The organism is Aquabacterium sp. CECT 9606 (assembly GCF_918741295.1).
Taxonomy (GTDB): Bacteria; Pseudomonadota; Gammaproteobacteria; order Burkholderiales; family Burkholderiaceae_C; genus Aquabacterium.
In genome coordinates, this window is sequence record NZ_CAKKNB010000003.1 from 460,638 (window position 1) to 485,708 (window position 25,071).

Here is a 25,071-nt window from a genome sequence, read left to right on the forward strand (position 1 = left end):
TCCCCCATGCCAGCCTCCTGCATCCGCCGCCTTTCACGCCTTGCCACACCTTGGACCTTTGCGCTGCTGCTGGGCGGCTGCGCGGTGACCCGGGTTGAACCACCTGTGCCGCCCCCTGCGCCCGCTCACTTCAAGGAGACCTCGCTGTGGCAACGCGCGCCCACCAACCCGGCGAGCCATGTGCCCGACGAGTGGTGGACGCTGTTCAACGACCCCGTTCTGAACGAGCTGCAGGGCCAGTTGCTCATCGGCAACGAGAACCTCAAGTCCGCCGTGGCACAAGTGGCCAGCGCCCGCGCTGAACTGGGGGCCAGCCGGGCCGCGCAAATGCCATCGTTGTCGGCAGGCTTGTCGGGATCGCGCAGCGACAGCGGCAACCAGACCAGCACCTCATCCACCTCCGGCCAGCGGGGGCCGCAGAACAGCATCTCACTGTCGGCCACCGCCGCCTGGGAGCTGGACCTGTGGGGGCGCTTGTCGCAAGCCACCCGTGGCAGCGAGGCCCGCTACCAGGCCAGCTTGGCCGACCTGGAGGCGGCCCGGCTGTCCGCCCGGGCCACCTTGGCACAAACCTACCTGTCGATGCGCACGGCTGAAGCCCAGCAAGCCCTGATCGAGCGCAGCATCGCGGGCTATCAGCGTTCGCTGGACCTCACGCAAGCCCGCTATCAATCGGGCGTGGCCGCACAGACCGATGTGCTGCAAGCGCAAACCCAACTCAAGACCGCACAAGTGCAGGGCCTGGAAGCCGCCACGCAGCGGGCCCAGCTGGAACATGCGCTGGCCGTGTTGCTGGGTCAGCCGCCATCGGCTTTCAGCATCGCGGTCAACCCTGCTCTGCCCAAGCCGCCCGAAGTGCCCACCACCTTGCCCGCCACACTGCTGGAGCGGCGGCCAGACATCGCCGCCGCGCAGCAACGTGTGAACGCCGCTTATGCCCAGATCGGTGTGGCGGATGCGGCCTTCTTCCCAGCGCTCACGCTGTCGGCCACGGCGGGTTACCGCAACTCCACGCTGAGCAACCTGCTGAGTGCGCCCAACCTGTTCTGGTCCATCGGACCAGCGCTGGCGCAAACCTTGTTCGATGGTGGCGCGCGGCGTTCTGCCAGCGAGCAGGCGCGGGCCAACGCGGATCTGGCCACGTCAACCTACCGACAAGCGGTGCTGACAGCCTTGCAGGAAGTCGAGGACAACTTGGTGTTGGCCAGCCAACTGCGGGCAGAAGCCCAGATGCAGCAAGAGGCGCTTGAATACGCCCAGCGCAATCTGGCCATCACCAACGAGCAATACCGCGTGGGCACGGTCAGCTACCTGAATGTGGTGACCGCGCAGACCTCGGCGTTGAGCAGCGAGCGCACGCTGCTGGACGTGCGCAACCGCCAACTGGCGGCCGTCAATCAATTGCTGAAGAACATCGCTGGGCGCTGGCAAGGTGCCCAGGCCCGGTGACTGACTGACGACATCAGTCGTTTAGACCTGGTCGTCGATCAGCTCTTCGCCATTGGTGCTGCGCATGGCCTGCTCCACCACCGCGCGCGTCAAGGTCGGCGCAAAGGTCTCGATCAAGGCAAAAATATAGGCACGCAAGAAAGCGCCACGGCGGAACGCGATGCGCGTCATGTTGACGGCGAACAAGTGCCCCGCATCAATGGCGCGCAGGTTGCGGTCACGCTCTTCGTCATAAGCGATCGAGGCCACCACCCCCACACCCATGCCCAGCTCAACGTAAGTCTTGATCACGTCAGCATCCATCGCGCTCAGCACGATGCGGGGTTGGATGCCTTCCTTGGCAAAAGCCTCGTCGATGTGCGAGCGGCCGGTGTAGCCCGAGTCGTAGGTCACCATCGGGAAGCGTGCCAGGCGCTGCAGGGTCAGGGGCTGGCCATCCAGCAAAGGATGATCGAGCGGCACCACGACGCTGTGCGTCCAGCGGTAGCACGGCAAGGTCACCAGTTGCTCGTACTGGTCCAGCGCCTCGGTGGCCACACCAATGTCGGCCTCGCCGCTCAGCAGCATTTCGGCCACCTGGCGGGGCGAGCCCTGGTGCAGACTCAAGGTCACCTGCGGGTACAGCTCGCGGAAGTCGCGCACCACCGAAGGCAGGGCGTAGCGCGCTTGCGAGTGGGTGGCCGCGATCGACAGCGGGCCGGCATCCTGCTGTGAGAAATCGCGCGAGGCGTTGCGCAGGTTCTCGGAGTCGGCCAGCAGGCGTTCGATGATGGGCAGCACCTCGGCGCCGGGCACCGTCAGGCCCGTCAGCCGCTTGCCAGCACGCACGAACAGCTCGATGCCCAGCTCGTCTTCCAGTTCGCGGATCTGGCGGCTCACGCCTGGCTGTGATGTGTGCAATGCATTGGCCACCTCGGTCAGGTTGAAGCCCCGGCGCACCGCCTCTCGCACTGATCTCAATTGTTGGAAATTCATAAGCGTTCAACCATCAGGAAGTGGTATCGGCAAAGCGGCGCACACGGCGCGGCTTGAGATGAACCGTGGCGCCCGTCACCAGGATGCCGCTATCGCGCAGGGCCGCGAACTCGCCACGGGGCAGTTCCACATCCACCTCGCCCTGGCCATCGGCCCGGCGAAACTCCAGGCGGGTGTTCGGGCCCACGGTCAACACATGCGCCAGGGTGACGGCGAGGCTGCCCTCCTCTGGATGGGCCAGCACCTGGATCTCGTGCGGACGCACATAGCTCACATCGTCAGAAGCACCCGTGCCCGCAGATTCAGCCACCGCGCCCGGTGCATGGTCACGGCCATGGAACAGGTTCACATCGCCCAAAAACTTGAGCACGAAAGGCGTGGCCGGGTGGTCGTAGACCTCATCGGGCGCACCGTCCTGCTCGATGCGGCCCTGGTTCATCACCACGATGCGGTCGGCCACTTCCATGGCTTCTTCCTGGTCGTGGGTCACGAACACGCTGGTGATGTGCACTTCATCGTGCAGGCGGCGCAACCAGCGGCGCAGTTCCTTGCGCACCTTGGCATCCAGGGCCCCAAAGGGCTCGTCCAGCAGCAGCACCTTGGGCTCCACCGCCAACGCGCGCGCCAGGGCGATCCGTTGACGCTGTCCGCCCGACAACTGGTGCGGGTAGCGGTCGGCGATCCAATCCAGCTGAACCAGCTTGAGCAGCTCGGTCACCTTCTTGCGGATCGTGGCTTCGTCGGGGCGTGTTTCACGGGGGCGCACACGCAGGCCAAAGGCCACGTTCTCGAAAATGCTCATGTGGCCGAACAGCGCATAGTGCTGGAACACGAAGCCGACCTGGCGATCGCGCACCGACACATGGGTGGCATCGGCGCCATGGAACAACACCGAGCCGCTGTCGGGCTGCTCCAGGCCGGCAATGATGCGCAGCAGCGAGGTCTTGCCCGAGCCCGAGGGGCCCAGCAGCGCCACCAGCTCACCCGACGGGATTTCGATGTTCAGGTTGTCACAGACCGTGACCGACCCGAATCGTTTGACGAGGTTCTTGACTTCAATGCTCATGCGGGAACTCCAACATCCTTGACTTGGGCCAGCTCTTGCCTGACCTGCCGCTCAACGATGAATTTCAAAACCAGGGTGACCAGTGCCAGGCTGGCCAGGATGGACGCCACCGCGAAAGAGGCGGCGAACTGGTACTCGTTGTACAAAATCTCGATGTGCAAGGGCAAGGTGTTGGTTTGACCGCGGATGTGGCCAGACACCACCGACACCGCCCCGAACTCACCCATGGCCCGAGCGTTGCACAAGATCACGCCATAGAGCAAGGCCCACTTCACATTGGGCAGCGTGACCTTGAAGAAGGTCTGCCAACCCGAAGCACCCAGCACCCGGGCAGCCTCTTCCTGCTCCTGGCCTTGGGCCTGCATCAGCGGGATCAACTCGCGCGCCACGAAGGGAAAGGTCACGAAGATGGTGGCCAGCACGATGCCGGGCACCGCGAAGATCACCTTCAGGTCATGGTCGCGCAACCATTCGCCCCACCAGCCTTGCAGGCCGAAGAGCAGCACGTAGATCAAACCGGCGATCACGGGCGAGACCGAGAATGGCAAGTCGATCAAGGTGAGCAAAATGCTCTTGCCCCGGAAATCGAACTTGGCAATCGCCCAGGCGGCCGACACGCCGAACACCAGGTTCAAAGGCACGGCGATGACGGCGGCGGTCAGCGTCAACCAGATGGCCGACACAGCATCAGGCTCGGTGATGGAGGCCACATAGACCTCCCAGCCCTTCTTGAAGGCCTCGAAGAACACCGACACCAGGGGCAAGAACAGGAACAGCGCCAGGAAGGCCAGCGCCACGCCGATCAGCAGGCGGCGCACCCAGGCGGGCTCAGTGCGGCTGTTGGAGATATTGGGAGGTGATTGCGACATGTCATTTGCCTTGACGTTTGCGGGTCCACGCTTGCAGGGCATTGATGGCCAGCAGCATGACGAAGGACATCAACAGCATGACCACGGCGATGGCGGTGGCGCCCTGGTAGTCGTATTGCTCCAACTTGGTGATGATGAGCAGCGGCGTGATCTCGGACACCATGGGCATGTTGCCCGCGATGAAGATGATCGAGCCGTATTCGCCCAACGCACGGGCAAAAGCCAGGGCGAAACCGGTCAGCAGGGCTGGCGTCAGGATGGGCAGGATCACCTTGGTGAAGGTTTGCAGGCGCGTGGCGCCCAGGGTGGCCGAGGCCTCTTCCAGCTCGCTGGCCAGGTCTTCCAGGACGGGCTGCACCGTGCGGACCACGAAGGGCAAACCGATGAAGGTCATGGCCACGAACACGCCGATGGGCGTGAAGGCCACCTTCAAGCCGAGGGGTTCAAGGTAGCGCCCAACCCAACCATTGCCGGCATACAAACCCGTCAAGGTGATGCCGGCCACGGCCGTGGGCAAAGCAAAGGGCAAGTCCACCAGGGCATCGATCAAGCGCTTGCCAAAGAACTCGTACCGCACCAGCACCCAGGCCACCAGCAGGCCAAACACGGCATTGACGATCGCCGCGGCCAGCGAGGCGCCAAAGGTCAGCTTGTAGGAGGCCACCACGCGGGGCGAGGCCACGGCCTCCCAGAAGGCCGGCCAGGTCATCGTGAAGGTTTTCAGAAAGGTGGCTGACAAGGGCAGCAACACGATCAGGGCCAGGTAGAGCAGCGTCAGGCCCAGCGCCAGGTCGAAGCCCGGCAGCACGCTGGGCTTGCGCAGTAAAGTTTTAGAGAAAATCATGAGTCAGCCGTTTGATACTGCCACGGTCACTTCTTGCCCACACCCAGGATCTGGTCGTAAGCGGCGCCATCGTTGAAGTGGTCCTTCTGCGCCTTTTGCCAGCCGCCAAACACCTCGTCCACGGTGAAGGTCTTCACCTTGGGGAACTCCTTGGCGAACAGGGCCTGGGCTTTGTCGGTTCGGGGGCGCAGGTGGTTCTTGGCCGCAATCGACTGGCCTTCGTCAGACCACAGGTACTTCAGGTAGGCCTCGGCCTGCTTGCGCGTCTTCTTGCGGTCAACCACCTTGTCGACCACGCTGACGGGGTTCTCGGCCAGCACCGTCCACTTGGGATAGACCACTTCGAAGTCGCCGCCGAACTCGTTCAGGATCAAGGGCACTTCGCTCTCGAAAGTGACCAGGGCATCGCCGATGTTGCGCTGGGCAAACGTGGTGGTGGCCGCCCGGCCGCCACCATCGAACACCGGCACGTGGGCAAAGATCTTGTGCACCAGGGCCTTGGCCTTGGCCGTGTCTCCGCCAGTCTTGATCACCGAGCCCCAGGCCGCCAGGTAGGTGTAGCGGCCATTGCCCGAGGTCTTGGGGTTGGGGATCACGACCGAGATGCCAGGACGGGCCAGGTCATCCCAATCCTTGATGTTCTTGGGATTGCCCTTGTGCACCAGGATGACCGTCACCGATGCGGTGGGCGCGCTGTTGTTGGGAAAGCGTTTGGCCCAATCGGCCGGGATCAATTGACCGCGCTCGGCCAACAGGTCGATGTCGTTGGCCTGGTTCATTGTGATGACGTCGGCCTCCAGGCCGTCGACCACGCTGCGCGCCTGCTTGCTGGAGCCGCCGTGCGATTGGTTGATGGTCAAGGTTTCACCCGTGGACTGCTTCCAGTACTTGGCGAAGGCGACGTTGTAGTTCTTGTAGAACTCGCGCGTCACGTCATAACTGACGTTGAGCAAAGTGGTGTCAGCGAAGGCAGCGCCAGCCAAAGCCGACATCGACAGAGCACCCACCGCAAAGTGGGCAATTTGTTTCTTCCAAGAAAAACGCATGACAAGACCTTTGTTGATGCAGCAAACGAATGTTAGAGACCAAACATGTGCAGAAGAAGCGCGCATTTGTCAATTACATATGCGATTAACGACTATGCAGAACAAAAATAGGCGGCTCTGACTGAATCAGAGCCGCCCGAATTGATGCCTTTTGGCTTCCGTTCAGGACGCCGCAGGCACCACCCCACTCGCTAGAAAACTGATCTTTGAGATTTATTTCTTGGTGTAGATCTGGTCGAACACGCCCCCATCGGCAAAGTGCGTCTTTTGCGCCTTGGCCCAGCCACCGAACACGTCATCGATCTTGATCAACTCGATCTTCGGGAATTGCTTGGCGTACTTGGCCAAGGCTTTGGCATCCGTGGGACGGTAGAAGTTCTTGCCCGCGATGTCCTGGCCTTCGGCCGAGTACAGGTATTCCAAGTAAGCCGTGGCCACCTCACGGGTGCCCTTCTTGTCGACCACCTTGTCAACCACGGCCACGGGTGGCTCGGCGTAGATGCTGAAAGGCGGATAGACGATGTCGAACTTGTCGGCGCCAAACTCCTGCAGGGCCAGGTGGGCTTCGTTTTCCCAAGTCAGCAAGACATCGCCCTGGCCACGCTCAGCAAACGTCACCGTTGAGCCGCGGGCTCCCGAATCCAGCACAGGCACGTTTTCCAGCAGCTTGCCCACGAAGGCCTTGGCCTTGTCATCGGAGCCATTGGTGCGCTTGAGCTCGAAGCCATACGCGGCCAGGTAGTTCCAGCGTGCGCCGCCCGAGGTCTTGGGGTTGGGTGTGATCACCGAGGTGCCGGGCTTGACCAGATCGTCCCAGTTCTTGATCTTTTTGGGGTTGCCTTTGCGAACCAGGAACACGATGGTGGAGGTGTAAGGCGAGCTGTTGCCCTTGAGCTTCTTTTGCCAGCCCTTGTCCAGCAAGCCGACGTTGGCGATGGCGTCGATGTCGTAGGCCAGGGCCAGGGTGACCACGTCAGCCTCCAGACCGTCGATCACGCTTCGGCCTTGCTTGCCCGAACCGCCGTGGGAGGCTTTGACCAACACGGTGTCACCAGTCTTGGCCTTCCAGTACTTGGCGAAAGCCTCGTTGTATTCCTTGTAAAGCTCGCGGGTGGGATCGTAAGAAACGTTCAGCAGGGTGACGTCTTTGGCCTGGGCGACCGCAGGAACCAAAGAAGCCACCCCCGCCACGGCGGTCAAAGCCGCGAGCGCAAGAACGTTGAAGGTGCGGCGAGTGCGAGAAGAGACTGCTTGCATGGTTTGAATCGTGGGTTGTGGTGGATCAATGGATGAATCCTAAAAGCCAGCCCATCGAAGCGGAACGAATAAAAATAGCTTTGCATATTCAATTAACAAACTAAAGCACGCAACTATCTGTTTTAGCGGAATAGTTCGAACATTGCAGCGGAATTAATCCTTTGATGTGCGCTGGCGCTGCAGCAGCCGCTGGACTGAAATACATATTTAATTTAATAATTATCAAATACGTAAAACAAATATGAGCGGGTTGTTGAGTAAAGCGTCGCTTGACCACGCATATCTCCTCAGGCACGGTCTTGTCACTTTTCACCATAGTCCCACAGCCGCTGCCTGCTCCATGACACATGCCCCCAAACACCCCATTGAAACGGCCCACACCGATTGGAATCTGGCCTCAGTGGTCTCTGGTTTGCGCCATTCACGCGAAACCACCCACAATATTCGCCACAAGGGGCGAATCAGAGAATTGCCCTCGCGCGAAGCGCTGGGCCAGATACTCCAGGGATTGCTGGCGGTGCTATTTCCCACACATTTGGGGCGGCCCGACCTCAATGACGAAAGCATTGATTATTTCGTGGGCAACACCTTGAACAGCACCCTGGTGGTGTTGGCCGAGCAAGTGAGGCGCGGCCTGCTGTTCGTGACCGACGCCGACGTTGAGAACGACGCCGCGCTGAGCGCCAAGGCCACCGAGATCACCCGCGAATTTGCCGCCCAGTTGCCGCAAATCCGAGCCCTGCTGGTCAGCGACTTGCTCGCGGCATTCCATGGCGATCCGGCCGCCAGCAGCCCTTCTGAAGTCTTGCTGTGCTACCCCGGCATGACGGCCATCATGTACCACCGCCTGGCCCACGCCTTGTATGAATTGGGCGCGCCCGTGCTGGCCCGGGTCATCTCCGACATTGCGCATGCCAGCACGGGCATCGACATCCATCCCGGCGCCAAGATCGGTGGCAGCTTCTTCATCGACCACGGCACGGGCGTCGTGATCGGCCAGACCACCATCATCGGCCAGGGCGTGCGCTTGTACCAGGCCGTGACCCTGGGCGCCAAGCGCTTCCCGGCCGACGACAACGGCGTGCTGATCAAAGGCAACGCCCGCCACCCCATCGTGGAAGACGACGTGGTGATCTACGCCGGCGCCACGGTGCTGGGCCGCATCACGATCGGCAAGGGCTCGACCATCGGCGGCAATGTGTGGCTGACACAAAGCGTGCCACCGGGCAGCCATGTGACCCAGGCGCAGTCCCAGTCCAAATAGTTTTTCCTCACCTTCCTGAATCAACGGAGTATCGAATGTCTGACATCCAAGAACAAAGCACGGCCCTGGGCGACGTCGCCGCCCGGCAGTTGGCCATCGCGACACGCACCGTGCCGCAAATGGCAACGATCACGCCTCGTTGGCTGACGCTGCTGCTGCAATGGGTGCCTGTCGAAGCCGGCATCTACCGCGTGAACCGCGTAAAGGATGCGTCCGCAGTGACCGTGGAATGCTCTGGCCGCGATGAACGCACCCTGCCCCAGACCTTCGTCGACTACATCGAAAACCCGCGCGAGTACATGCTGTCGGCCGTGAACACGGTGCTGGACGTGCACACCCGCGTGTCCGACCTGTACAGCAAGCCCTACAACCAGATCTCTGAACAACTGCGCTTGACGATCGAGACGATCAAGGAACGCCAAGAGAGCGAGCTGATCAACAACCCCGAGTACGGCCTGCTGGCCAGCATCGCCCCGGCCCAGCGCATCAAGCCGCGCACCGGCGCGCCCACGCCCGATGACATGGACGAGCTGCTGGCCAAGGTTTGGAAAGAACCCGGCTTCTTCCTCGCCCACCCGCTGACCATCGCCGCCTTCGGCCGCGAGTGCACCCGCCGTGGCGTGCCCCCACCCACCGTGTCGCTGTTCGGTTCGCAGTTCATCACCTGGCGCGGCATCCCGCTGATCCCGTCCGACAAGCTGCAGATCGAAGACGGCAAGTCCAGCATCATCCTGATCCGCACGGGCGAGAGCCGCCAGGGCGTCGTGGGCCTGTACCAGCCCGACCTGCCCGGCCAGCAAAGCCCCGGCCTGTCGGTGCGCTTCATGGGCATCAACCACAAGGCGATCGCCTCTTACCTGGTGTCGCTGTACTGCTCGCTGGCCGTGCTGACCGATGACTCGATCGCCGTGCTGGAAGACGTCGAGATCGGCAAGTACCATGAGTACAAGTGACTCCATCGCCGGCTTGAGTCTGCCGGATGTGGACACGCTGTCGAAGTTGGCGAACCAGTTCTTCTCGGCGCTGCCCAGCGGCGTGCCGGGGACCAACGGTCTGCCCTCCGGCTTGTCGCATCTGAGTGCGGCACAAGCCCACCAACCCAAGGTGCCGGGCATCCCGGCAGACGGTTCCGTGCCCACGGGCTCACCGGACTTCGGCTTTTCGCCGGGGTTGGTGCCGAGCGCGACCTCGGCCCTGCCCAGCGCGGCGGCGGCCACGGTCGGCACCCCTTTGCCTGAGACACCTGCGATTTCGCCATCGGTCCCGCGTTCGCTGCCGGTGACTCCTGCGCCGACCGTGCCGCCGCATCTGACGGGTGATGTGCCCTTGGGTGCATCCGCCCATGGTGTAGGCCAACCGAGCGCGCAGGGCGTGCCGGCGTCGCCAAGCTTGATCAACCCGCTGGCCAGCTCGCATGGCAACATCTACAGCCTGCCCGTGGCCAACCCGACGGACTTCGGTCTGCCGACGGACGCGGAGTTGAAGGCCTTGCTGTTACCGCGTTCGCCGGCTGCGGCCCTGTCGGCTCCCCCCTCGTCAGGTGGCCCTGCGTACTACTTCCTGGAGCACGCAGGCTTCCGTCAACCGGTGGGCCTCAATGTGCCCGGACTCAGCCCCGAGCCGGTGGCAGCTCAGCCTTTGGTCTTGTCCAACGCTTTTGACGTGAACCTGGTGCGTCGGGACTTCCCCATCTTCAAGGAGCGCGTCAATGGCCGGCCTTTGATCTGGCTGGACAACGCCGCGACCACGCAGAAGCCGCAGTCGGTGATCGACCGGATCTCGTACTTCTACGAGCACGAGAACTCGAACATCCACCGCGCGGCGCACGAGCTGGCGGCCCGCGCCACCGACGCCTACGAAGGCGCCCGCGAGACCACGCGCCAGTTCCTGAACGCCCGTTCGGTGAACGAAATCGTGTTCGTGCGGGGCACCACCGAAGCCATCAACCTGGTGGCCAAGAGCTGGGGCCGGGCCAACGTCAAGCAGGGCGACGAGATCATCGTCAGCCACCTGGAACACCACGCCAACATCGTGCCGTGGCAGCAACTGTGCGCCTTCACGGGGGCCAAGCTGCGCGTGATCCCGGTGGACGACGATGGCCAGATCCTGCTCGACGAATACGCCAAGCTGCTGAACCCGCGGACCAAGCTGGTGTCGTTCACGCAAGTGTCCAACGCCCTGGGCACGGTGACGCCGGCCAAGCAGATGGTGGCGATGGCGCACAGCGCGGGTGCCAAGGTGCTGGTGGACGGCGCGCAATCGGTGTCGCACATGCGTTCCGACGTCATCGACCTGGACTGCGACTGGTTCGTGTTCTCGGGCCACAAGATCTTCGGACCCACGGGCATTGGCGCCCTGTACGGCAAGGAGGCCTTGCTGAACGAGACACCCCCTTGGCAAGGCGGCGGCAACATGATCAAGGACGTGACCTTCGAGCACACCGAATACCACGATGCCCCCGGCCGCTTCGAAGCGGGCACGGGCAACATCGCGGATGCGGTGGGCCTGGGTGCGGCGCTGGAGTACGTGATGCGGCTGGGCATCGACGCGATCGGCGCTCACGAGCACCAGTTGCTGGTCTATGCCACGCGCCTGCTGAAGGACGTGCCGGGCCTGCGCCTGATCGGCACGGCGGCGGACAAGGCCTCGGTGATGTCATTCACCTTGCAGGGCTACAAGACCGAAGAGGTCGGTGCGGCCTTGAACAAGGAAGGCATTGCCGTGCGCTCGGGCCACCATTGCGCGCAGCCCATCCTGCGCCGCTTTGGCCTGGAAGCCACGGTGCGGCCGTCACTGGCGTTCTACAACACCACGGGTGAAGTCGATACGCTGGTCAACACCTTGCACCGCCTGTCAGGGGCGCACCGCAGGGTTTGAAAAAAAGCCAGCCCGTCGCAAAACGTGGCTGGCTTTTTGGTTGGGCCTCAGCTGGCTTCACCCCGGCGCATGGATCTTGGTCAGCGGGTTCATCGCCTGGAGCTGCGACGACGAACTCGTGTGGGTTGACAGGTCGGGTTGATCGCCCGTCCAGCTGGGGTCGGGGATCGAATCGAACACCTGCCGCAAACGCTGGCCCCAAGAACTGCGGATCATGCGGAAGTAAGCATTGGTGTCATCGATGTTGATGATTTTGTCGACCTTCAAGGCGTCGGCCTCGTAGACCATCAAATCCAGCGGCAAACCCACCGACAGGTTGGACTTCAGGGTCGAGTCCATGGAGATCAAGGCGCACTTGGCGGCCTCTTGCAAAGGCGTGTTGGGCGTGACGACCCGGTCGATCACGGGCTTGCCGTACTTGGATTCGCCGATCTGGAAGTAGCAGACGCCATCGATGCCCGCTTCGACAAAATTGCCGGCCGCGTAGACGTTGAACAGGCGCATGGTCTCGCCCTTGATCTGCCCACCCACGATGAGGTTGCAATTGAAATCGATGCCGTGGTGCTGCAAGGCATCGGCGTCGCGCGCGTAGACCTTGCGGATGGCGCTGCCCACGATGCGGGCCACGTCGAACATGCTCTTGGCGTTCCACAGAGTCACGGCCTTGCCGTCAGGGCCTTCGATCTGCTCGGTGCCCAGCAACTGCTTGACGGCCTGCGTGATGGCCAGGTTGCCGGCCGACAGCATCACGATGACCCGGTCATCGGCCTTTTCGTAGACCGTCATTTTTCGGAAGGTGCTGATCTGGTCCAACCCCGCGTTGGTGCGCGAGTCAGAGAGAAAAACCAGCCCGGCATTCAGCCGCATGGCAACGCAATAAGTCATGTTGAACTCACGGATTTGAGTCGGTACAAGGCGTCAAGCGCCTCGCGTGGGGTCAGGGTATCAGGATCGATGCTGGCGAGCATGGTCAAAGTCTCGGCTTCCGCAGGGGTCAAACCCTCTCCAACTGCCGGCGCCAGCGCCAATCCATCGTGCGCATCCAGGATCGGGTCCGATGCTACCGAGACCGCGAACAAGTCAATCTGGTCATCAGCATGGCGTTGCTGGGCTTCCAATGCCTCCAGCGTGGCGCGTGCCTGTCGGATAAGAGCATGCGGCATGCCAGCCAGGCGGGCCACTTGCACGCCGTAACTGCGGCTGGCGGGGCCCGGCTGCAACTCATGCAAAAAGACGATGTCGTCGCCCGACTCGGCCACGCCCACGTGCACGTTCATGGCGCGCGGGTGCTTCTCGGGCAGGGCCGTCAATTCGAAATAGTGGGTGGCGAACAGGGTGAAGGCCTTGTTCTTGTCGTGCAACTGGCTGGCGATGGCACCAGCCAGGGCCAGACCGTCGAAGGTGGAGGTGCCGCGGCCGATCTCATCCATCAGCACCAGCGAATGCTCGGTGGCGCCGTGCACGATGGCGGCCGCCTCGGTCATCTCCATCATGAAGGTGGATTGGGCGTTGGCCAGGTCGTCGGCCGCACCGATGCGGGTGTGGATGGCGTCGATCGGGCCCAGGCGGCAATTGGACGCCGGCACATAAGAGCCCATGGCGGCCAACAAGGCGATCAGCGCGATCTGGCGCATGAAGGTGGATTTACCGCCCATGTTGGGGCCGGTGATGACCAGCATGCGGTGGTTCGCGTCCAGGCGGCAGTCGTTGGGGATGAAGGTGACGCCGCTGGTTTCCATCAAGCGAGCTTCGACGACCGGGTGACGGCCTTTTTCGATCTCGATGCAGGGATGGGTGACGAACTCGGGGCGCGTCCAGCCCAGGGTGCCGGCACGTTCGGCCAGCGCAGCCAGGGCATCGAGCGAGGCCAAGGCGCGGGCCAAGGCACTCAAGGCGCCAAGGTGCGGCTGCAGGGCGTCCAGCAACTGGTCGTAAAGCCACTTTTCTCTGGCCAGGGATCGGTCTTGCGCGGACAAGGCCTTGTCTTCGAAGGCTTTCAGCTCCGGCGTGATGAAGCGCTCGGCGTTCTTCAAAGTCTGGCGGCGTTGGTAATCCAGCGGCACCTTGTCGACCTGGCCCTGCGTGACTTCGATGTAGAAGCCATGCACCTTGTTGTATTGCACGCGCAGGTTGCCGATGCCGGTGCGGGCGCGCTCACGGGCTTCCAGGTCGAGCAGGAAGGCATCGCAGTTCTGCGAGATGGCGCGCAGCTCGTCCAGATCCGGGTCAACGCCCGTGGCGATGACGCCGCCGTCGCGCAGCAGCACGGCAGGGGTTTCGGCCAAGGTGCGTTGCAGCATTTCGGCGATGCCCGGGTCGGGTTGCAATGCGGCGTGAAGTTTCTTCAGCAGCGCAGAACAGGCGCCCTCGCCTTCCAGGATGCCGGGCACGCGCAGGCGAAGTTCAGGCAGCACCAGCAAAGTGTCGCGCAGGCCGGCGAGTTCGCGCGGGCGCACCTGGCGCAAGGCCACCCGGGCGGTGATGCGCTCCACATCGCTCAGGCTGCGCAGGGATTCACGCAAAGGCTCAAAGCCTTGCTCTGCCGACAAAGGCTGCAGCAGGCAGGCCATGGCATCGTGGCGTTCGCGGGCGATGGTGCGGTCACGCGGCGGGTGCGTCAGCCAATGGCGAAGAGTGCGGCTGCCCATGCCGGTGCGGCAGGTGTCCAGCAGTGAGAGCAGCGTGGGCGAGTCTTCGCCGCGCAGGGTCTGGGTCAGCTCCAGGTTGCGCAGCGTGGCGGGCGGCAGCTCAAGCAGGTCGCTGGCGCGGGCCACGTCCAGGCTGGCGACGTGGGCCAAGGCCCTGCCCTGAGTGTGCTCGGCATAGCTGAGCAAGGCAGCGGCGGCCGAGTGGGCCAAGGTCAAGTCTTGCGCGTTGAAGGCCTGCAGGCTGGCCACCCGCAGTTGCTCACACAGTTTGCGTTGGCCCAAGGCGCTGTCGAACTGCCAGGTGGGCCGCGAAGTCAAGGCCGAGCGTGTTTGGTTCAGGTGCGCTTGCAGGCCAGCAGGGATGCGGTCGCGGTCATACAACAACTCGGCGGGCTGCAGGCGCGCCAACCAGCCCGGCAACTCGCGCTCGGCGCATTCGCTCAGGCCCAGGTTGCCGCTGGACAGCCCCAGCCAGGCCAGGCCACAGCGCGCCGGGCCATTGGCGCGGCCACGCTTTTCAAGCACCACCGCGACCAGCAAGGCATCGGCGCGCTCGTTCAGCAATTCGGTGTCGGTGAGCGTGCCGGGCGTGACCACACGCACCACCTTGCGCTCGACCGGGCCCTTGTTGGCCCCAACTTCACCCACCTGCTCGGCGATGGCCACCGATTCGCCCAGCTTGATGAGCTTGGCCAGGTAGGTATCGAGCGCGCTCACGGGCACGCCCGCCATGACCACAGGCTCGCCGCCAGATTGGCCACGCGTGGTCAGCGTGATGTCGATCAGGCGGTTCGCCTTGCGGGCGTCGTCAAAGAACAGCTCGTAGAAATCGCCCATGCGATAGAAGAGCAGCGTTTCGGGCTGCTCAGCTTTCAGGCGAAAGTACTGGGCCATCATCGGCGTGTGGCCGCTGAAATCCTTGTGATCACTCATTCTGGTCGCCCCACCCCGCAAACCTCACCCTACCTTGGTAGCGCCTTTCAGCGACGACCAGAACCACCATCTTCGCGCAGGCGGTCAAACGTCCGCGGGGTGGCCTTGATGCGCGTGCGGGTGGGCGCTTCGCCTGCGGTGGGCGCAGCAGCAGCTTGCTTCAAGGCCTCCAGTGCGGCATTGCCTTCGGCCTCGTCTCCGCCGGCCAGCGTGGCCGCTTCCTTGGCCAATTGCTCAGGAATGGTGCTGTAAGGCGACAAAATCTTGACCAGCTGGCCATAGATGCGCGGGCTGCCTGCCAACACTTCGCGGCGGTACAAGAAGTCGGACTCGCCGGTGAAGTTGCCGATCAGTCCACCGGCCTCGGTGACGATCAGCGCGCCAGCGGCGGCATCCCAGGGGCTCAGGCCGGTTTCAAAGAAACCGTCATACCAGCCCGCGGCCACGTAGCACAGGTCCAGCGACGCAGCACCCGGGCGGCGCACGCCAGCGCAGGCGGCCATCACCTCTTCGAACATCTTCAGATAGCGCTGGAAGTTGTCGCCCTTGCGGAAAGGAAAGCCGGTGCCAATCAGGCAGTCGAGCAAGCGGGTGCGTTTGGACACGCGCAGGCGGCGGTCGTTCAGGAAGGCGCCCCGGCCCTTGGAGGCGTAGAACATGTCGTTGCGGCTGGGGTCGTACACCACGGCCTGCTGGATCTGGCCACGGAAACTCAGCGCGATCGACACGGCGTACATGGGCAGGCCGTGGATGAAGTTGGTGGTGCCGTCAAGCGGATCGATGATCCAGACATAGTCGCTGTCCTTGGCGCCGAACTCGCTGCCCGATTCTTCGGCCAGGATGCCGTGGCCGGGATACGCTTCAAGAAGCGTAGAGATGATCGCGTGCTCTGCGGCCTGGTCCACCTCGGTGACGAAGTCGTTGTGCGACTTGGACGTGACCGTGAGGCGCTCCACGTCGAGCGATGCCCGGTTGATGATCGCCCCGGCTGCACGGGCAGCTTTGATGGCGATGTTGAGCATGGGATGCAGGGCTTGGGACATGGACAGACCTTGGGGAACTGTACAAAACCGTACAGAAAAGATGAAAGCCACCTGACCAGAAAAACCGGAGAGGCCAACGGCAGAGACGCGCAGCTATGATCAAAGAACGAGGACAATCTTCCATTGTAACGATCCCTCCTGCTTTTTGCACCCCCTCTTCAAGCGAAATCCTCATTGAATGAAGGACTTGGTGCATGTTCTTGAAGCCATGAATTCAATCCCCAACCGCTCCGACCCTACCCGATTCATCCTGATCGGCACCAGCCACCCCGGCAATGTGGGTGCCACGGCGCGGGCCATGAAGGTCATGGGCTTTTCCGACCTGGTGTTGGTGCGCCCGCGTTTTGCCGATGTGCTCATCCAGGAAGAAACCGTGGCGCTGGCCAGCGGTGCGGCCGACATCCTGGTCAGGGCGCGTGTTGTCGAGACCTTGGAACAAGCGCTGGACGGGGTCACTTACGCCATCGGCACGGCCATGACGCCGCGCGACTTCGGCCCTCCCACCTTGACGCCCCGCGAGGGCTTCGCGGCCTTGGCGGCGCAAACGCCGGCGCACCGCCTGGGCCTGGTCTTTGGCAGCGAACGCCATGGCTTGTCCAACGAGGACGCCTACCGTTGCCACGCCGTGATGAGCATCCCGACCAACCCCCACTATGGCTCGCTCAACCTGGCCCAGGCGGTCCAACTGCTCTCTTATGAATGGCGGCAGGCGTTGGGTGGTTTCGGGGTCAACGCACGCACGCCCGATCCCGAGCTGGCCGATGGGGCCGCCGTGCAGGGCCTGCTTTCGCATTGGGAAAAAGCCTTGGTCCACCTGGGATTCCTGGATCCCGCTGCGCCCAAGAAGCTGATGCCCCGGCTCAACCAGTTGTTCAACCGTGCCCAGCTTCGGCAAGAAGAGATCCACATTCTGCGGGGCGTGGCCAAGGCGATGCTGGACGCCGCACCGCCTGAGCACACCCTCCTTGCCTCGCGCCACCCCGGGTCTTTGCCTGAAGGCTAAACTGACAAGCTTCATCGGATAAGTCATAACAAATACACCCCATGCTCTTTTCCCGCCTGCGAGAAGACATCGCCTGCATCCTTGAACGCGATCCCGCCGCTCGCACGGCCTGGGAGGTGCTGACCTGCTACCCCGGCCTGCACGCACTGGCCATGCACCGTGGGGCCCACTGGTGCTGGACGCATGGGCTGAAGTGGTTGGGGCGTTTCTTGTCCAACTACAACCGCTTTCTCACGGGCATCGAGATCCACCCGGGTGCCACCATCGGCCGGCGGGTGTTCATCGATCACGGCATGGGGGTGGTCGTGGGCGAGACCGCCGAGATCGGTGACGACTGCACCATCTACCAGGGCGTGACCCTGGGCGGCACCTCGCTCAGCAAGGGTGCCAAGCGCCACCCCACCTTGGGCAAAGGCGTGATCATTGGTGCCAACGCCCAGGTTCTGGGCGGCTTCACCGTGGGCGATGGGGCCCGCGTGGGCTCCAATGCCGTGGTGACCAAACCAGTGCCGCCCGGTGCCACGGCCGTGGGCAACCCGGCCCGCATCATCGTGGCCAAGGTGGCGGTGCTGGATGCCAAGCAAGCCGAACGCGAAGCCCTGGCCGCCCGCCTGGGCTTCTCGGCTTATGGCGTGACCGAAGGCGACGACCCGCTCTCCCAGGCCATGCGAGGCCTGATCGACCACGCCTCGGGGCACGAGCATCAGATCACATTGATCTGGCGCGCCATCGAAAAACTGGCCCATGAAGCCAAGACCGAGGCGGGCCGCGACTGCCTGCCTTGCGATGCGCAGACCACCGAGCAGTTCAACGCCGAAGAGCTCAATCGCCTTGTGAAGTGAGTTGAACGCCGCAAACGCAGCGGCGCTCAATTTCCGGCCCAGCCCGCCGATATACCGCACGACCCGGAGAAATAATCCGGGCTGGCATGGGCTTCGCTTCAATGCGCACAGGCAAGCCCGCCGATCACAAACATCAAGGGCCAGATCCGTGAGCGCATGCCGCACCATCCGCCAGAAGTTCCTCGGGCCTGACGTCGCCCTGCGGGATATCCACGACTGGCGCGATCGGCTGTTGACCGCCATCTTGATGGTTGCGCTGGTGATGGGTTCGCTCACGGCCGTGCCCAGCGTGATTCAAGCCTGGCGGGAAGGCCAGACCGCCATCGCCGCTGTGGATGCACTGGCACTGGCCTGGGTCGTGTTCATGTGGCGCAAACGCGGGCTGAGTTTTCATTTCCGAGCCTGGAGCCTGCTGCTGGTGCTTTACGCCGTGGGCCTGGTGTTGCTGCTCACCATAGGCCCGGTCAGCCAGATCTACCTGATGGCCTTTCCGGTGATGGCGGCCTTGCTGCTGGGCTTGCGCGGCGCCTTGTTCGCCTTGGCCCTCGACGGGTTGACCTTGCTTCTGGTGGGCTACCTGGCCAATGCCGATTTCCAGCTCCCCGGGTTTCAAGGCCAGTCCCTGGGCAGATGGGCCGTCATCGCGGCGAACTTCATGTTCGTCGCCTCCCTGATCGCCCTCTCGTGCGCAACGCTGCTTCAGGGGCTGGAAAAATCGCTTGACCGGGTGAAGAAAGATGCCGCTGCACGCGAGGTGTCCGAGGCCGCCCTGCGTGCCAGCGACGCCCGCTGGAAGCTCGCGCTGGAAAGCACTGGCGATGGCGTCTGGGACTGCGATCTCCAGCACCGCAAGATCACCTTCTCGGACCGGTTCATTGAGATGTGCGGTTATGCGCCTGGTGAGTTGCCGCAAGACATTGACGCGCTGGACCACCTCATCCATCCCGAAGACCTGCCCCGCCTGAGGGAAGACCGGCTGGCCCACCTGGAAGGGCTCACACCCACCCATACCAATGAACACCGGGTTCGCTGCAAGGATGGCAGCTGGAAATGGCTCTTGACGCGGGGCCTGGTGATCGGCCGTGATGCAGATGGCCGCCCGCAACGCATGATCGGCACGCAAACCGACATCACGAGCCGCAAGCAATCCGAGGCCTTGATCTGGCAACAGGCCAACTACGACGGCCTGACCGGCCTGCCCAACCGGCAGATGCTGCGCGACCGTCTGGAACAGGACATCAAGAAATGCAAACGCGACGGGCAATCCGTGGCCGTGATGTTCATTGACCTGGATCACTTCAAGGAGGTGAATGACACGCTGGGGCATGACCATGGTGACATGTTGCTGATGGAAGCCGCACACCGAATCCGCCATTGCGTGCGCGACTCGGACACCGTCGCCCGGCTCGGTGGTGACGAGTTCACCGTTGTTTTGCCCGAGCTGGACAAGCTGCCCCGGGTTGAGCAAATCGCGCAGGACATCATCGCCGTCCTGGGCGAGGTCTTCCAACTGGGCAACGAGCGCGCTTACGTGTCGGCCAGCATCGGCATCACCTTCTACCCGGACGATGCCACTGAGATCGAGGACTTGTTCAAGCAGGCCGACCAGGCCATGTACGTGGCCAAGGACAACGGCCGCAGCCGCTTCAGCTACTTCACGCCATCACTGCAGGAAGCAGCGCAAACGCGCGTGCGCCTGACCAACGACATGCGCATGGCCTTGACGGAGCAGCAGTTCAGGGTGTTTTACCAACCCATCGTCGACCTGCAAACCGGCCGGGTCCGCAAGGCCGAAGCCTTGATCCGCTGGCAGCACCCCACGCGCGGCATGGTCAGCCCGGCCATCTTCATCCCCATTGCCGAGTCGAGTGGCTTGATCAACGAGATCGGGGATTGGGTGTTCCGCGAGTCCGCGGCCCAGGTCAAGCGCTGGCGGGCGCAATACCAGCCAGACTTCCAGATCAGCGTGAACAAATCGCCGGTCCAGTTCCGCCACGAAGACAACACCCTGCAAGACTGGTTTGCGCACCTGGACAAGCTGGAGCTGCCCGGTCAGGCCATGGTGGTGGAGATCACAGAAGGGCTGCTGCTGGAGGCCAACGCCGACGTGAGCGGCCAACTGCAGGCGCTGCGTCAGGCAGGCATCGGCGTGTCGCTGGATGACTTTGGTACCGGCTACTCCTCGCTGTCCTACCTGCAGAAGTTCGACATCGACTACCTGAAGATCGACCAGACCTTTGTGCGCGGACTGGCGCCCGCCTCCAAGAACCTGGCGCTGTGCAAAGCCATCATCGTGATGGCGCATGAACTGGGCATGCTGGTCGTGGCCGAAGGTGTGGAAACCGCCGAGCAACGCGCCTTGCTGACCGAGGCCGGCTGCGATTTCGGCCAGGGTTACCACTTCGCCAAACCCATGCCGGCCGATGACTTTGAAACCTGGTATCACACCAATTTGCCCGCGCTGACCGCCTGATAAGATCTTGCCATCAAGCCATGCTCGGGAGGGAGCAAGTTGGTGATTCAAGCCTGATGTCGCTCGACACGCTCTACACCGCCGAAACGCCTGAGGGCATCGCCTTGTCCCTGCGGCCCGCTGGCGTGATGTCCCGCTCCCTGGCCTACCTGGTCGATGCCGGCATTCGCCTGGTCATCTTCTTCTTCGCGGCCCTCATCGCCCGCCCCATGGGTGGCGTGGGGACGGCCTTCCTGATGATCCTGTACTTCGCGCTCGAGTGGTTTTACCCGGTCGTCTTCGAACTGACCAAATCGGGGGCCACGCCGGGCAAACGCATGTTGGGCTTGCACGTGGTGATGGATTCGGGCCTGCCCATCACCCCGGCGGCCTCGGTCACGCGCAACCTGTTGCGCGCGGCCGATTTCCTGCCCCTGGGCTATGCGGCTGGCATGCTGTCCATGATCACCCGACACGATTTCAAGCGCTTGGGCGATCTGGCTGCGGGCACTTTGGTGGTCTACCACCAGACCGTGCAACTGCATGGCGTGCCACCACCCGCACCGGCCACGCCGCCCGCCCGAAAACTGTCGCCCAGCGAGCAAGCCGCCATCATCTCCTGGGCCGGGCGCTCGGGGCGATTGACTGCAGCCAGGCTGGATGAACTGGCGGTGCTGGCCAACTCGGTGACCCGCCAGGAAACCGGTCTGCACGCGAAAGGCGAGCACGATGCCACGCGGCGGCTGCAAGGCGTGGCGCAATGGCTGCTCGGCCACCGCCAGGGAGGCGGCTCGCCATGACGCCATTGCAGTTCGAGAAGAACCACTCCGCCATCTGGGCCGAGCTTGAGGCCGCGCTGGACCGCCTGGAAGGCCTGAAGAACATCAAGAAGCCCAAACGCGGCGAACCGCCCCTGCCCGCCGTGGACGGCGCCCGCGTGGCCGCGCTGTACCGGCGCAGTTGCGAGCACCTGGCCTTGGCACAGGCACGCGCCTACCCCATCCACGTGACTCAGCGCCTTGAGACGCTGACCCAGCGCGGACACCGCCTCATCTACCGTCAGCATGACTACGGCGTGGCGCGCCTGAAGCAACTCGTGCTGGTCGGTTTTCCGCAAAGTGTGCGCGGCCACCGCTGGTACCTGCTGGTGGCCACCTTGTTGTTCGTGGTTCCCATGGTGGCGATCGGCTGGACCACTTACCTGGACCCTGGCTTCGTGCTGCACCTGATGGACGCCAATGAAGTCCAGAACTTCGACAGCATGTATGGCGACAGCAACCGGTCCATCGGCCAACAACGGCGCGCCTCGACCGACTGGCAGATGTTCGGCTACTACATCCAGCACAACATCGGCATCGGCTTTCAATGCTTTGCCAGCGGGCTGTTCTGGGGCCTGGGCAGTTTGTTCTACCTGGTCTTCAACGGGCAGTCCATCGGCGCGGTGGCCGGCTACCTCACCGCGCGTGGCTACTCCGAAACCTTCTACTCCTTCGTGGTCACCCACTCGGCGTTCGAGCTCACCGCCATCGTGCTGTCGGGGGCGGCGGGCTTGCGCTTGGGGCATGCGTTGTTGTCGCCTGGGCGCCTCACGCGGCTTGAATCACTCAAGCATGCTGCCAAGGATGCCATCACCGTGGTCTATGGCGTGATGGGCCTGCTGTTGATCGCAGCCGCCGTCGAGGCCTTCTGGTCGTCAGCCCGCTGGGTGGCGCCGGGCGTCAAGTATGGCGTGGGGGCCACTTGCTGGGTGCTGGTGATCGCTTATCTGGGCTGGCAAGGGCGCCCGGCCAGGAGCCCCCATGCGGATTGATGCGCTGACGGTTGAGCTGCGCCCGCGCAGCATGTACGAGGCCTCGGACCTGGGCGTGCTGCTGGTGCAGACCCACGCCCGCTCGGTCTGGCGCACCTGCGGTCCGGTCTTTGGGGTGGTCATGCTGCTGGCCCTGTCCACGGTTGAGATCGCCCCGTGGCTGCCCGGCCTGCTCATCTTCTGGCTCAAGCCCTGGCTGGACCGCAGTGTGCTGTTCGTGCTCTCGCGCGCCCTGTTCGGGCAGCCAACCACCTTCGCCGATTTGTGGCATGCCCGCTCCAGCGTCTGGTGGCAGCAATTGCCCCGCACCCTGACCTTTCGCCGGCTGTCACCCTGGCGGTCTTTCACACAGCCCATCTACCAACTGGAGGGCCAATCCGGCCGCGCCTTGCGTCAGCGAAGCTCGCAACTGCTGTCGGGCCAGCGCTGGGAGGCCAGCCTGATGCACACCGTCTTTGCCACCGCTGAGATGGTGCTCAACATCGGCCTGGTCGGCGTGCTGATCTGGCTGGCCCCCAATGGCGGCGGACTGGGTTTTTTCCAGTGGCTCACCAGCTCCGACCACGTGCTGACGTCGCTGCTGGGCACCCTGGCGTATGCCGTGGTGGTATTAGTGCTGGAGCCGTTCTACGTGGCGGCCGGCTTTGCCATGTACCTCAACCGCCGTGTCGAGCTTGAGGCCTGGGATGTCGAGCAGGAGTTCCGGCGTGCATTCAGTGCTTGATCCGATGAAGGCGTGCCGCACCACCCTCCTGCTGCTGGCCCTGTGCGCCGGTCATGGTCTGAGCTGCGGCCAGACGGTGCCACCGCCATCGCGCGAGCAGGTGCAATCGGCCCGCGACCAGGTCCGCAAGGACCCCAACCTGGGCGGCACCCGTCAGGAGCAAACCTTGCGCCTCAAGGACATGGACGCCTGGAAATCCAAGCCGGCCAAGAGTGAACCGCCCCCCATGTGGTTGGTCGGCATGGCGCGCTGGATCGCGGACGCGGGCCGGCTGCTCATCTGGGCCCTTGGGGCAGTGGCCGTGGCCTTGTTCCTGGTGGGATTGCGCCATTGGATTCGGGTGCGCGCCGACGTGGTGAACATCAAGACGCTGAAGTTGCCCAGCCACGTTCGCGAGCTGGACATCCGGCCGGAAAGCCTGCCCGACCAGATCGGGGCCACCGCGCGCGGCCTGTGGCTGCGCGGCGAGCACCATGCGGCACTGTCGCTGTTGTACCGGGGCGCCCTGTCCCGGCTGGTGCACGATCACGCTGTGCCGATCCGCGCGGCCAGCACCGAAGGTGAATGCGTGCAACTGGCCGCGCTCAGCCTGAGCCCCGAGCGGAGCGCCTTCGTGTCGCAACTGGTGAGCGCCTGGCAACTCACGGTGTATGGCGCGCGCACGCCCGATTCAGTCAGCGTGCTGGCCCTGTGCACCAACTTTGATGTCCACCTAAGCCCCATCGCGCCCCAGCCGGAGACCAAGCGGTGAAGCTCGATCTCTTGCTGAAAGCATTGCTGATGGCTTTGTTGCTGGCCGTGGGCGCATGGATCGCCACCCGCACCGAGTGGGTCACGGAAGAAGTGGCCACACCGCCCAAAGGCGAGGCACTGACCAACGAGCTGTACGCCACCCAGCAACTGCTGCGCCATCTGGGCGCCAAGGTGGTCCACCCCAAAGAGTTTTCCACCATGCCGCCGCGCCAGGCAACGCTGTTGCTGAACTCCTGGCACTGGGATTTGTTTCCCGAACGCGAACGCCTGCTGCGCGCCTGGGTGCACGGCGGCGGCCACCTCGTCATCAGCGCCGACATGCTCTACAACCAGCGCCTTCAAGCCTGGCTGCCCATCCAGTTGATGGATGACGAAAATGAAGATGAGGATGAAGAGGAGGCAAAGGATCCCGTGCCCGCCCCGGCATCAGCACCCTCGGTGCTTCAAAAGCCCAAGGTACCTGACTGCGACAAAGTCATCGAGCCCGATGGCGTGAGGCCGGCTTACGGTGAACGGCGCGAGTACAGCCTCTGCGGCGGACACGGCTATCCCCGGATCAAGGCGCCAACACCAGTTCAGTGGGCCATTGAGGGTGATCGGGGCCACGATGTGGTGCGCATTTCCGTCGGGCAAGGCAGCGTCACCGTGGTCACCAGCGAACGGCTGTTCCTCAACGACCAGGTCTTGTTGGGTGACAACGCCCTGCTGGCCATGGCCACCTTGCAAGTGCGCAAAGGCACGGAAATCTGGTTTGTGTCTGAAGAGGCGCGTCCGCCCTTGCTCACGTGGCTTTGGACACAAGGCTGGGTCGCCGTGGTGCTGGGTTTGCTGGCTGTGGCCGCCGCATTGTGGCGCGGTGCCATCCGCTTTGGCCCGCTGTCGGCCAAGCCGGTGCATGGCCGCCGCTCCATCGCAGAGCAAGTCAAAGGCACCGCCCAATTCCTCAGCCACCACGGGGCCCACGCCTTGCACGCGGCCCAGGTTCGCGCCCTGAATGAGGCCGCGCAAAACCACCTGCCCAATTACGCCACGCTGGAGCGCGGCGCACGCGCCAAAGCCCTGGCCCAAGCCACGGGTCTGGACGCCGATGCCCTCGCGCGCGCACTCGACAGCAAAGTCAAACGCTCCGACCGCGAACTGGCGCCCACGCTCGAATTGCTGGAGACAGCCCGCCGGCGCCTCAAGCCCTCCACACCATCCAGCCGATGAGAACACC

General features: G+C 63.5%; 21 protein-coding genes. 12 read left to right on the forward strand and 9 right to left on the reverse strand.

Going from position 1 to position 25,071, the window contains the following annotated elements; genetic code table 11:
• Window positions 1–6: 6 nt before the first annotated feature.
• Window positions 7–1,449: an efflux transporter outer membrane subunit gene (locus tag LQ232_RS14805; RefSeq protein WP_230181115.1), complete on the forward strand. Its 1,443-nt coding sequence runs from the start codon at window positions 7–9 to the stop codon at window positions 1,447–1,449.
• A gap of 21 nt (window positions 1,450–1,470) precedes the next feature.
• Here LQ232_RS14805 and LQ232_RS14810 read toward each other — a convergent pair whose 3' ends face one another.
• From LQ232_RS14810 to LQ232_RS14835, 6 genes are all read right to left on the reverse strand, one after another.
• Entirely contained in the window at window positions 1,471–2,424 is a 954-nt protein-coding gene (locus LQ232_RS14810) for a CysB family HTH-type transcriptional regulator (protein WP_230181116.1), read from the reverse strand.
• Between the two features lie 13 nt (window positions 2,425–2,437).
• A complete protein-coding gene (locus tag LQ232_RS14815) occupies window positions 2,438–3,490 on the reverse strand; it encodes a sulfate/molybdate ABC transporter ATP-binding protein (protein WP_230181117.1) in 1,053 nt (350 codons plus the stop codon).
• Complete coding sequence (cysW, locus tag LQ232_RS14820) at window positions 3,487–4,359, reverse strand: sulfate ABC transporter permease subunit CysW (RefSeq protein WP_230181118.1); 873 nt, start codon at window positions 4,357–4,359, stop codon at window positions 3,487–3,489. The genes LQ232_RS14815 and cysW overlap by 4 nt, the downstream gene beginning before the upstream one ends.
• A 1-nt stretch (window position 4,360) precedes the next feature.
• Window positions 4,361–5,203: a sulfate ABC transporter permease subunit CysT gene (gene cysT / locus LQ232_RS14825; RefSeq protein ID WP_230181119.1), complete on the reverse strand. Its 843-nt coding sequence runs from the start codon at window positions 5,201–5,203 to the stop codon at window positions 4,361–4,363.
• A gap of 26 nt (window positions 5,204–5,229) precedes the next feature.
• The gene (locus LQ232_RS14830) at window positions 5,230–6,249 is read right to left on the reverse strand and encodes a sulfate ABC transporter substrate-binding protein (protein WP_256450050.1); all 1,020 of its coding nucleotides are present in this window, start codon (window positions 6,247–6,249) and stop codon (window positions 5,230–5,232) included.
• Window positions 6,250–6,462: 213 nt separating this feature from the next.
• Window positions 6,463–7,506, reverse strand: coding sequence for a sulfate ABC transporter substrate-binding protein (locus tag LQ232_RS14835; RefSeq protein WP_230181120.1), 1,044 nt, complete (start codon window positions 7,504–7,506; stop codon window positions 6,463–6,465).
• Window positions 7,507–7,846: 340 nt separating this feature from the next.
• On the opposite strand from LQ232_RS14835, the gene epsC reads away from it, so the two are divergent.
• The 3 genes from epsC to LQ232_RS14850 are packed head-to-tail and all read left to right on the forward strand — an operon-like array spanning window position 7,847 to window position 11,647.
• Window positions 7,847–8,770: a serine O-acetyltransferase EpsC gene (gene epsC, locus LQ232_RS14840; RefSeq protein WP_230181121.1), complete on the forward strand. Its 924-nt coding sequence runs from the start codon at window positions 7,847–7,849 to the stop codon at window positions 8,768–8,770.
• A 35-nt stretch (window positions 8,771–8,805) separates the two neighbouring features.
• On the forward strand, window positions 8,806–9,723 hold the full coding sequence (locus tag LQ232_RS14845) for a family 2A encapsulin nanocompartment shell protein (protein WP_230181122.1): 918 nt from the start codon (window positions 8,806–8,808) through the stop codon (window positions 9,721–9,723).
• Complete coding sequence (locus tag LQ232_RS14850) at window positions 9,710–11,647, forward strand: family 2A encapsulin nanocompartment cargo protein cysteine desulfurase (protein ID WP_230181123.1); 1,938 nt, start codon at window positions 9,710–9,712, stop codon at window positions 11,645–11,647. Before LQ232_RS14845 ends, LQ232_RS14850 begins: the two co-directional genes overlap by 14 nt.
• 57 nt (window positions 11,648–11,704) lie before the next feature.
• Here LQ232_RS14850 and LQ232_RS14855 read toward each other — a convergent pair whose 3' ends face one another.
• Genes LQ232_RS14855 through LQ232_RS14865 form a run of 3 tightly spaced genes read right to left on the reverse strand, consistent with a single transcriptional unit; the run spans window position 11,705 to window position 16,271 of the window.
• Complete coding sequence (locus LQ232_RS14855; protein ID WP_230181124.1) at window positions 11,705–12,532, reverse strand: proteasome-type protease; 828 nt, start codon at window positions 12,530–12,532, stop codon at window positions 11,705–11,707.
• A complete protein-coding gene (gene mutS, locus LQ232_RS14860; RefSeq protein ID WP_230181125.1) occupies window positions 12,529–15,228 on the reverse strand; it encodes a DNA mismatch repair protein MutS in 2,700 nt (899 codons plus the stop codon). The genes LQ232_RS14855 and mutS overlap by 4 nt, the downstream gene beginning before the upstream one ends.
• A 47-nt stretch (window positions 15,229–15,275) precedes the next feature.
• Complete coding sequence (locus LQ232_RS14865) at window positions 15,276–16,271, reverse strand: inositol monophosphatase family protein (protein WP_230181126.1); 996 nt, start codon at window positions 16,269–16,271, stop codon at window positions 15,276–15,278.
• 208 nt (window positions 16,272–16,479) lie between these two features.
• Between LQ232_RS14865 and LQ232_RS14870 the strand changes: the two genes are divergently transcribed.
• From LQ232_RS14870 to LQ232_RS14905, 8 genes are all read left to right on the forward strand, one after another.
• Complete coding sequence (locus tag LQ232_RS14870; protein WP_230181127.1) at window positions 16,480–17,274, forward strand: RNA methyltransferase; 795 nt, start codon at window positions 16,480–16,482, stop codon at window positions 17,272–17,274.
• Between the two features lie 41 nt (window positions 17,275–17,315).
• Window positions 17,316–18,116, forward strand: coding sequence for a serine O-acetyltransferase (gene cysE, locus LQ232_RS14875; RefSeq protein ID WP_230181128.1), 801 nt, complete (start codon window positions 17,316–17,318; stop codon window positions 18,114–18,116).
• Window positions 18,117–18,264: 148 nt separating this feature from the next.
• Window positions 18,265–20,589, forward strand: coding sequence for a bifunctional diguanylate cyclase/phosphodiesterase (locus LQ232_RS14880; protein WP_230181129.1), 2,325 nt, complete (start codon window positions 18,265–18,267; stop codon window positions 20,587–20,589).
• A 56-nt stretch (window positions 20,590–20,645) separates the two neighbouring features.
• Complete coding sequence (locus LQ232_RS14885) at window positions 20,646–21,368, forward strand: RDD family protein (RefSeq protein ID WP_230181130.1); 723 nt, start codon at window positions 20,646–20,648, stop codon at window positions 21,366–21,368.
• Complete coding sequence (locus tag LQ232_RS14890) at window positions 21,365–22,378, forward strand: stage II sporulation protein M (RefSeq protein ID WP_230181131.1); 1,014 nt, start codon at window positions 21,365–21,367, stop codon at window positions 22,376–22,378. Before LQ232_RS14885 ends, LQ232_RS14890 begins: the two co-directional genes overlap by 4 nt.
• A complete protein-coding gene (locus tag LQ232_RS14895) occupies window positions 22,368–23,102 on the forward strand; it encodes a hypothetical protein (RefSeq protein WP_230181132.1) in 735 nt (244 codons plus the stop codon). Before LQ232_RS14890 ends, LQ232_RS14895 begins: the two co-directional genes overlap by 11 nt.
• Complete coding sequence (locus LQ232_RS14900) at window positions 23,086–23,853, forward strand: DUF4129 domain-containing protein (RefSeq protein ID WP_230181133.1); 768 nt, start codon at window positions 23,086–23,088, stop codon at window positions 23,851–23,853. The genes LQ232_RS14895 and LQ232_RS14900 overlap by 17 nt, the downstream gene beginning before the upstream one ends.
• On the forward strand, window positions 23,850–25,064 hold the full coding sequence (locus LQ232_RS14905) for a DUF4350 domain-containing protein (RefSeq protein WP_230181134.1): 1,215 nt from the start codon (window positions 23,850–23,852) through the stop codon (window positions 25,062–25,064). The genes LQ232_RS14900 and LQ232_RS14905 overlap by 4 nt, the downstream gene beginning before the upstream one ends.
• The last annotated feature ends 7 nt before the right edge of the window (window positions 25,065–25,071 follow it).

Coding starts and splice junctions, on each gene's coding strand:
- LQ232_RS14885 (WP_230181130.1), top strand. CDS start 20,646: ATGTCGCTCGACACGCTCTACACCGCCGAAACGCCTGAGGGCATCGCC.
- cysE (WP_230181128.1), top strand. CDS start 17,316: ATGCTCTTTTCCCGCCTGCGAGAAGACATCGCCTGCATCCTTGAACGC.
- LQ232_RS14895 (WP_230181132.1), top strand. CDS start 22,368: ATGCGGATTGATGCGCTGACGGTTGAGCTGCGCCCGCGCAGCATGTAC.
- LQ232_RS14865 (WP_230181126.1), bottom strand. CDS start 16,271: ATGTCCCAAGCCCTGCATCCCATGCTCAACATCGCCATCAAAGCTGCC.
- LQ232_RS14805 (WP_230181115.1), top strand. CDS start 7: ATGCCAGCCTCCTGCATCCGCCGCCTTTCACGCCTTGCCACACCTTGG.
- LQ232_RS14835 (WP_230181120.1), bottom strand. CDS start 7,506: ATGCAAGCAGTCTCTTCTCGCACTCGCCGCACCTTCAACGTTCTTGCG.
- LQ232_RS14830 (WP_256450050.1), bottom strand. CDS start 6,249: ATGCGTTTTTCTTGGAAGAAACAAATTGCCCACTTTGCGGTGGGTGCT.
- cysT (WP_230181119.1), bottom strand. CDS start 5,203: ATGATTTTCTCTAAAACTTTACTGCGCAAGCCCAGCGTGCTGCCGGGC.
- LQ232_RS14815 (WP_230181117.1), bottom strand. CDS start 3,490: ATGAGCATTGAAGTCAAGAACCTCGTCAAACGATTCGGGTCGGTCACG.
- mutS (WP_230181125.1), bottom strand. CDS start 15,228: ATGAGTGATCACAAGGATTTCAGCGGCCACACGCCGATGATGGCCCAG.
- LQ232_RS14855 (WP_230181124.1), bottom strand. CDS start 12,532: ATGACTTATTGCGTTGCCATGCGGCTGAATGCCGGGCTGGTTTTTCTC.
- LQ232_RS14870 (WP_230181127.1), top strand. CDS start 16,480: ATGAATTCAATCCCCAACCGCTCCGACCCTACCCGATTCATCCTGATC.
- cysW (WP_230181118.1), bottom strand. CDS start 4,359: ATGTCGCAATCACCTCCCAATATCTCCAACAGCCGCACTGAGCCCGCC.
- LQ232_RS14810 (WP_230181116.1), bottom strand. CDS start 2,424: ATGAATTTCCAACAATTGAGATCAGTGCGAGAGGCGGTGCGCCGGGGC.
- epsC (WP_230181121.1), top strand. CDS start 7,847: ATGACACATGCCCCCAAACACCCCATTGAAACGGCCCACACCGATTGG.
- LQ232_RS14850 (WP_230181123.1), top strand. CDS start 9,710: ATGAGTACAAGTGACTCCATCGCCGGCTTGAGTCTGCCGGATGTGGAC.
- LQ232_RS14890 (WP_230181131.1), top strand. CDS start 21,365: ATGACGCCATTGCAGTTCGAGAAGAACCACTCCGCCATCTGGGCCGAG.
- LQ232_RS14845 (WP_230181122.1), top strand. CDS start 8,806: ATGTCTGACATCCAAGAACAAAGCACGGCCCTGGGCGACGTCGCCGCC.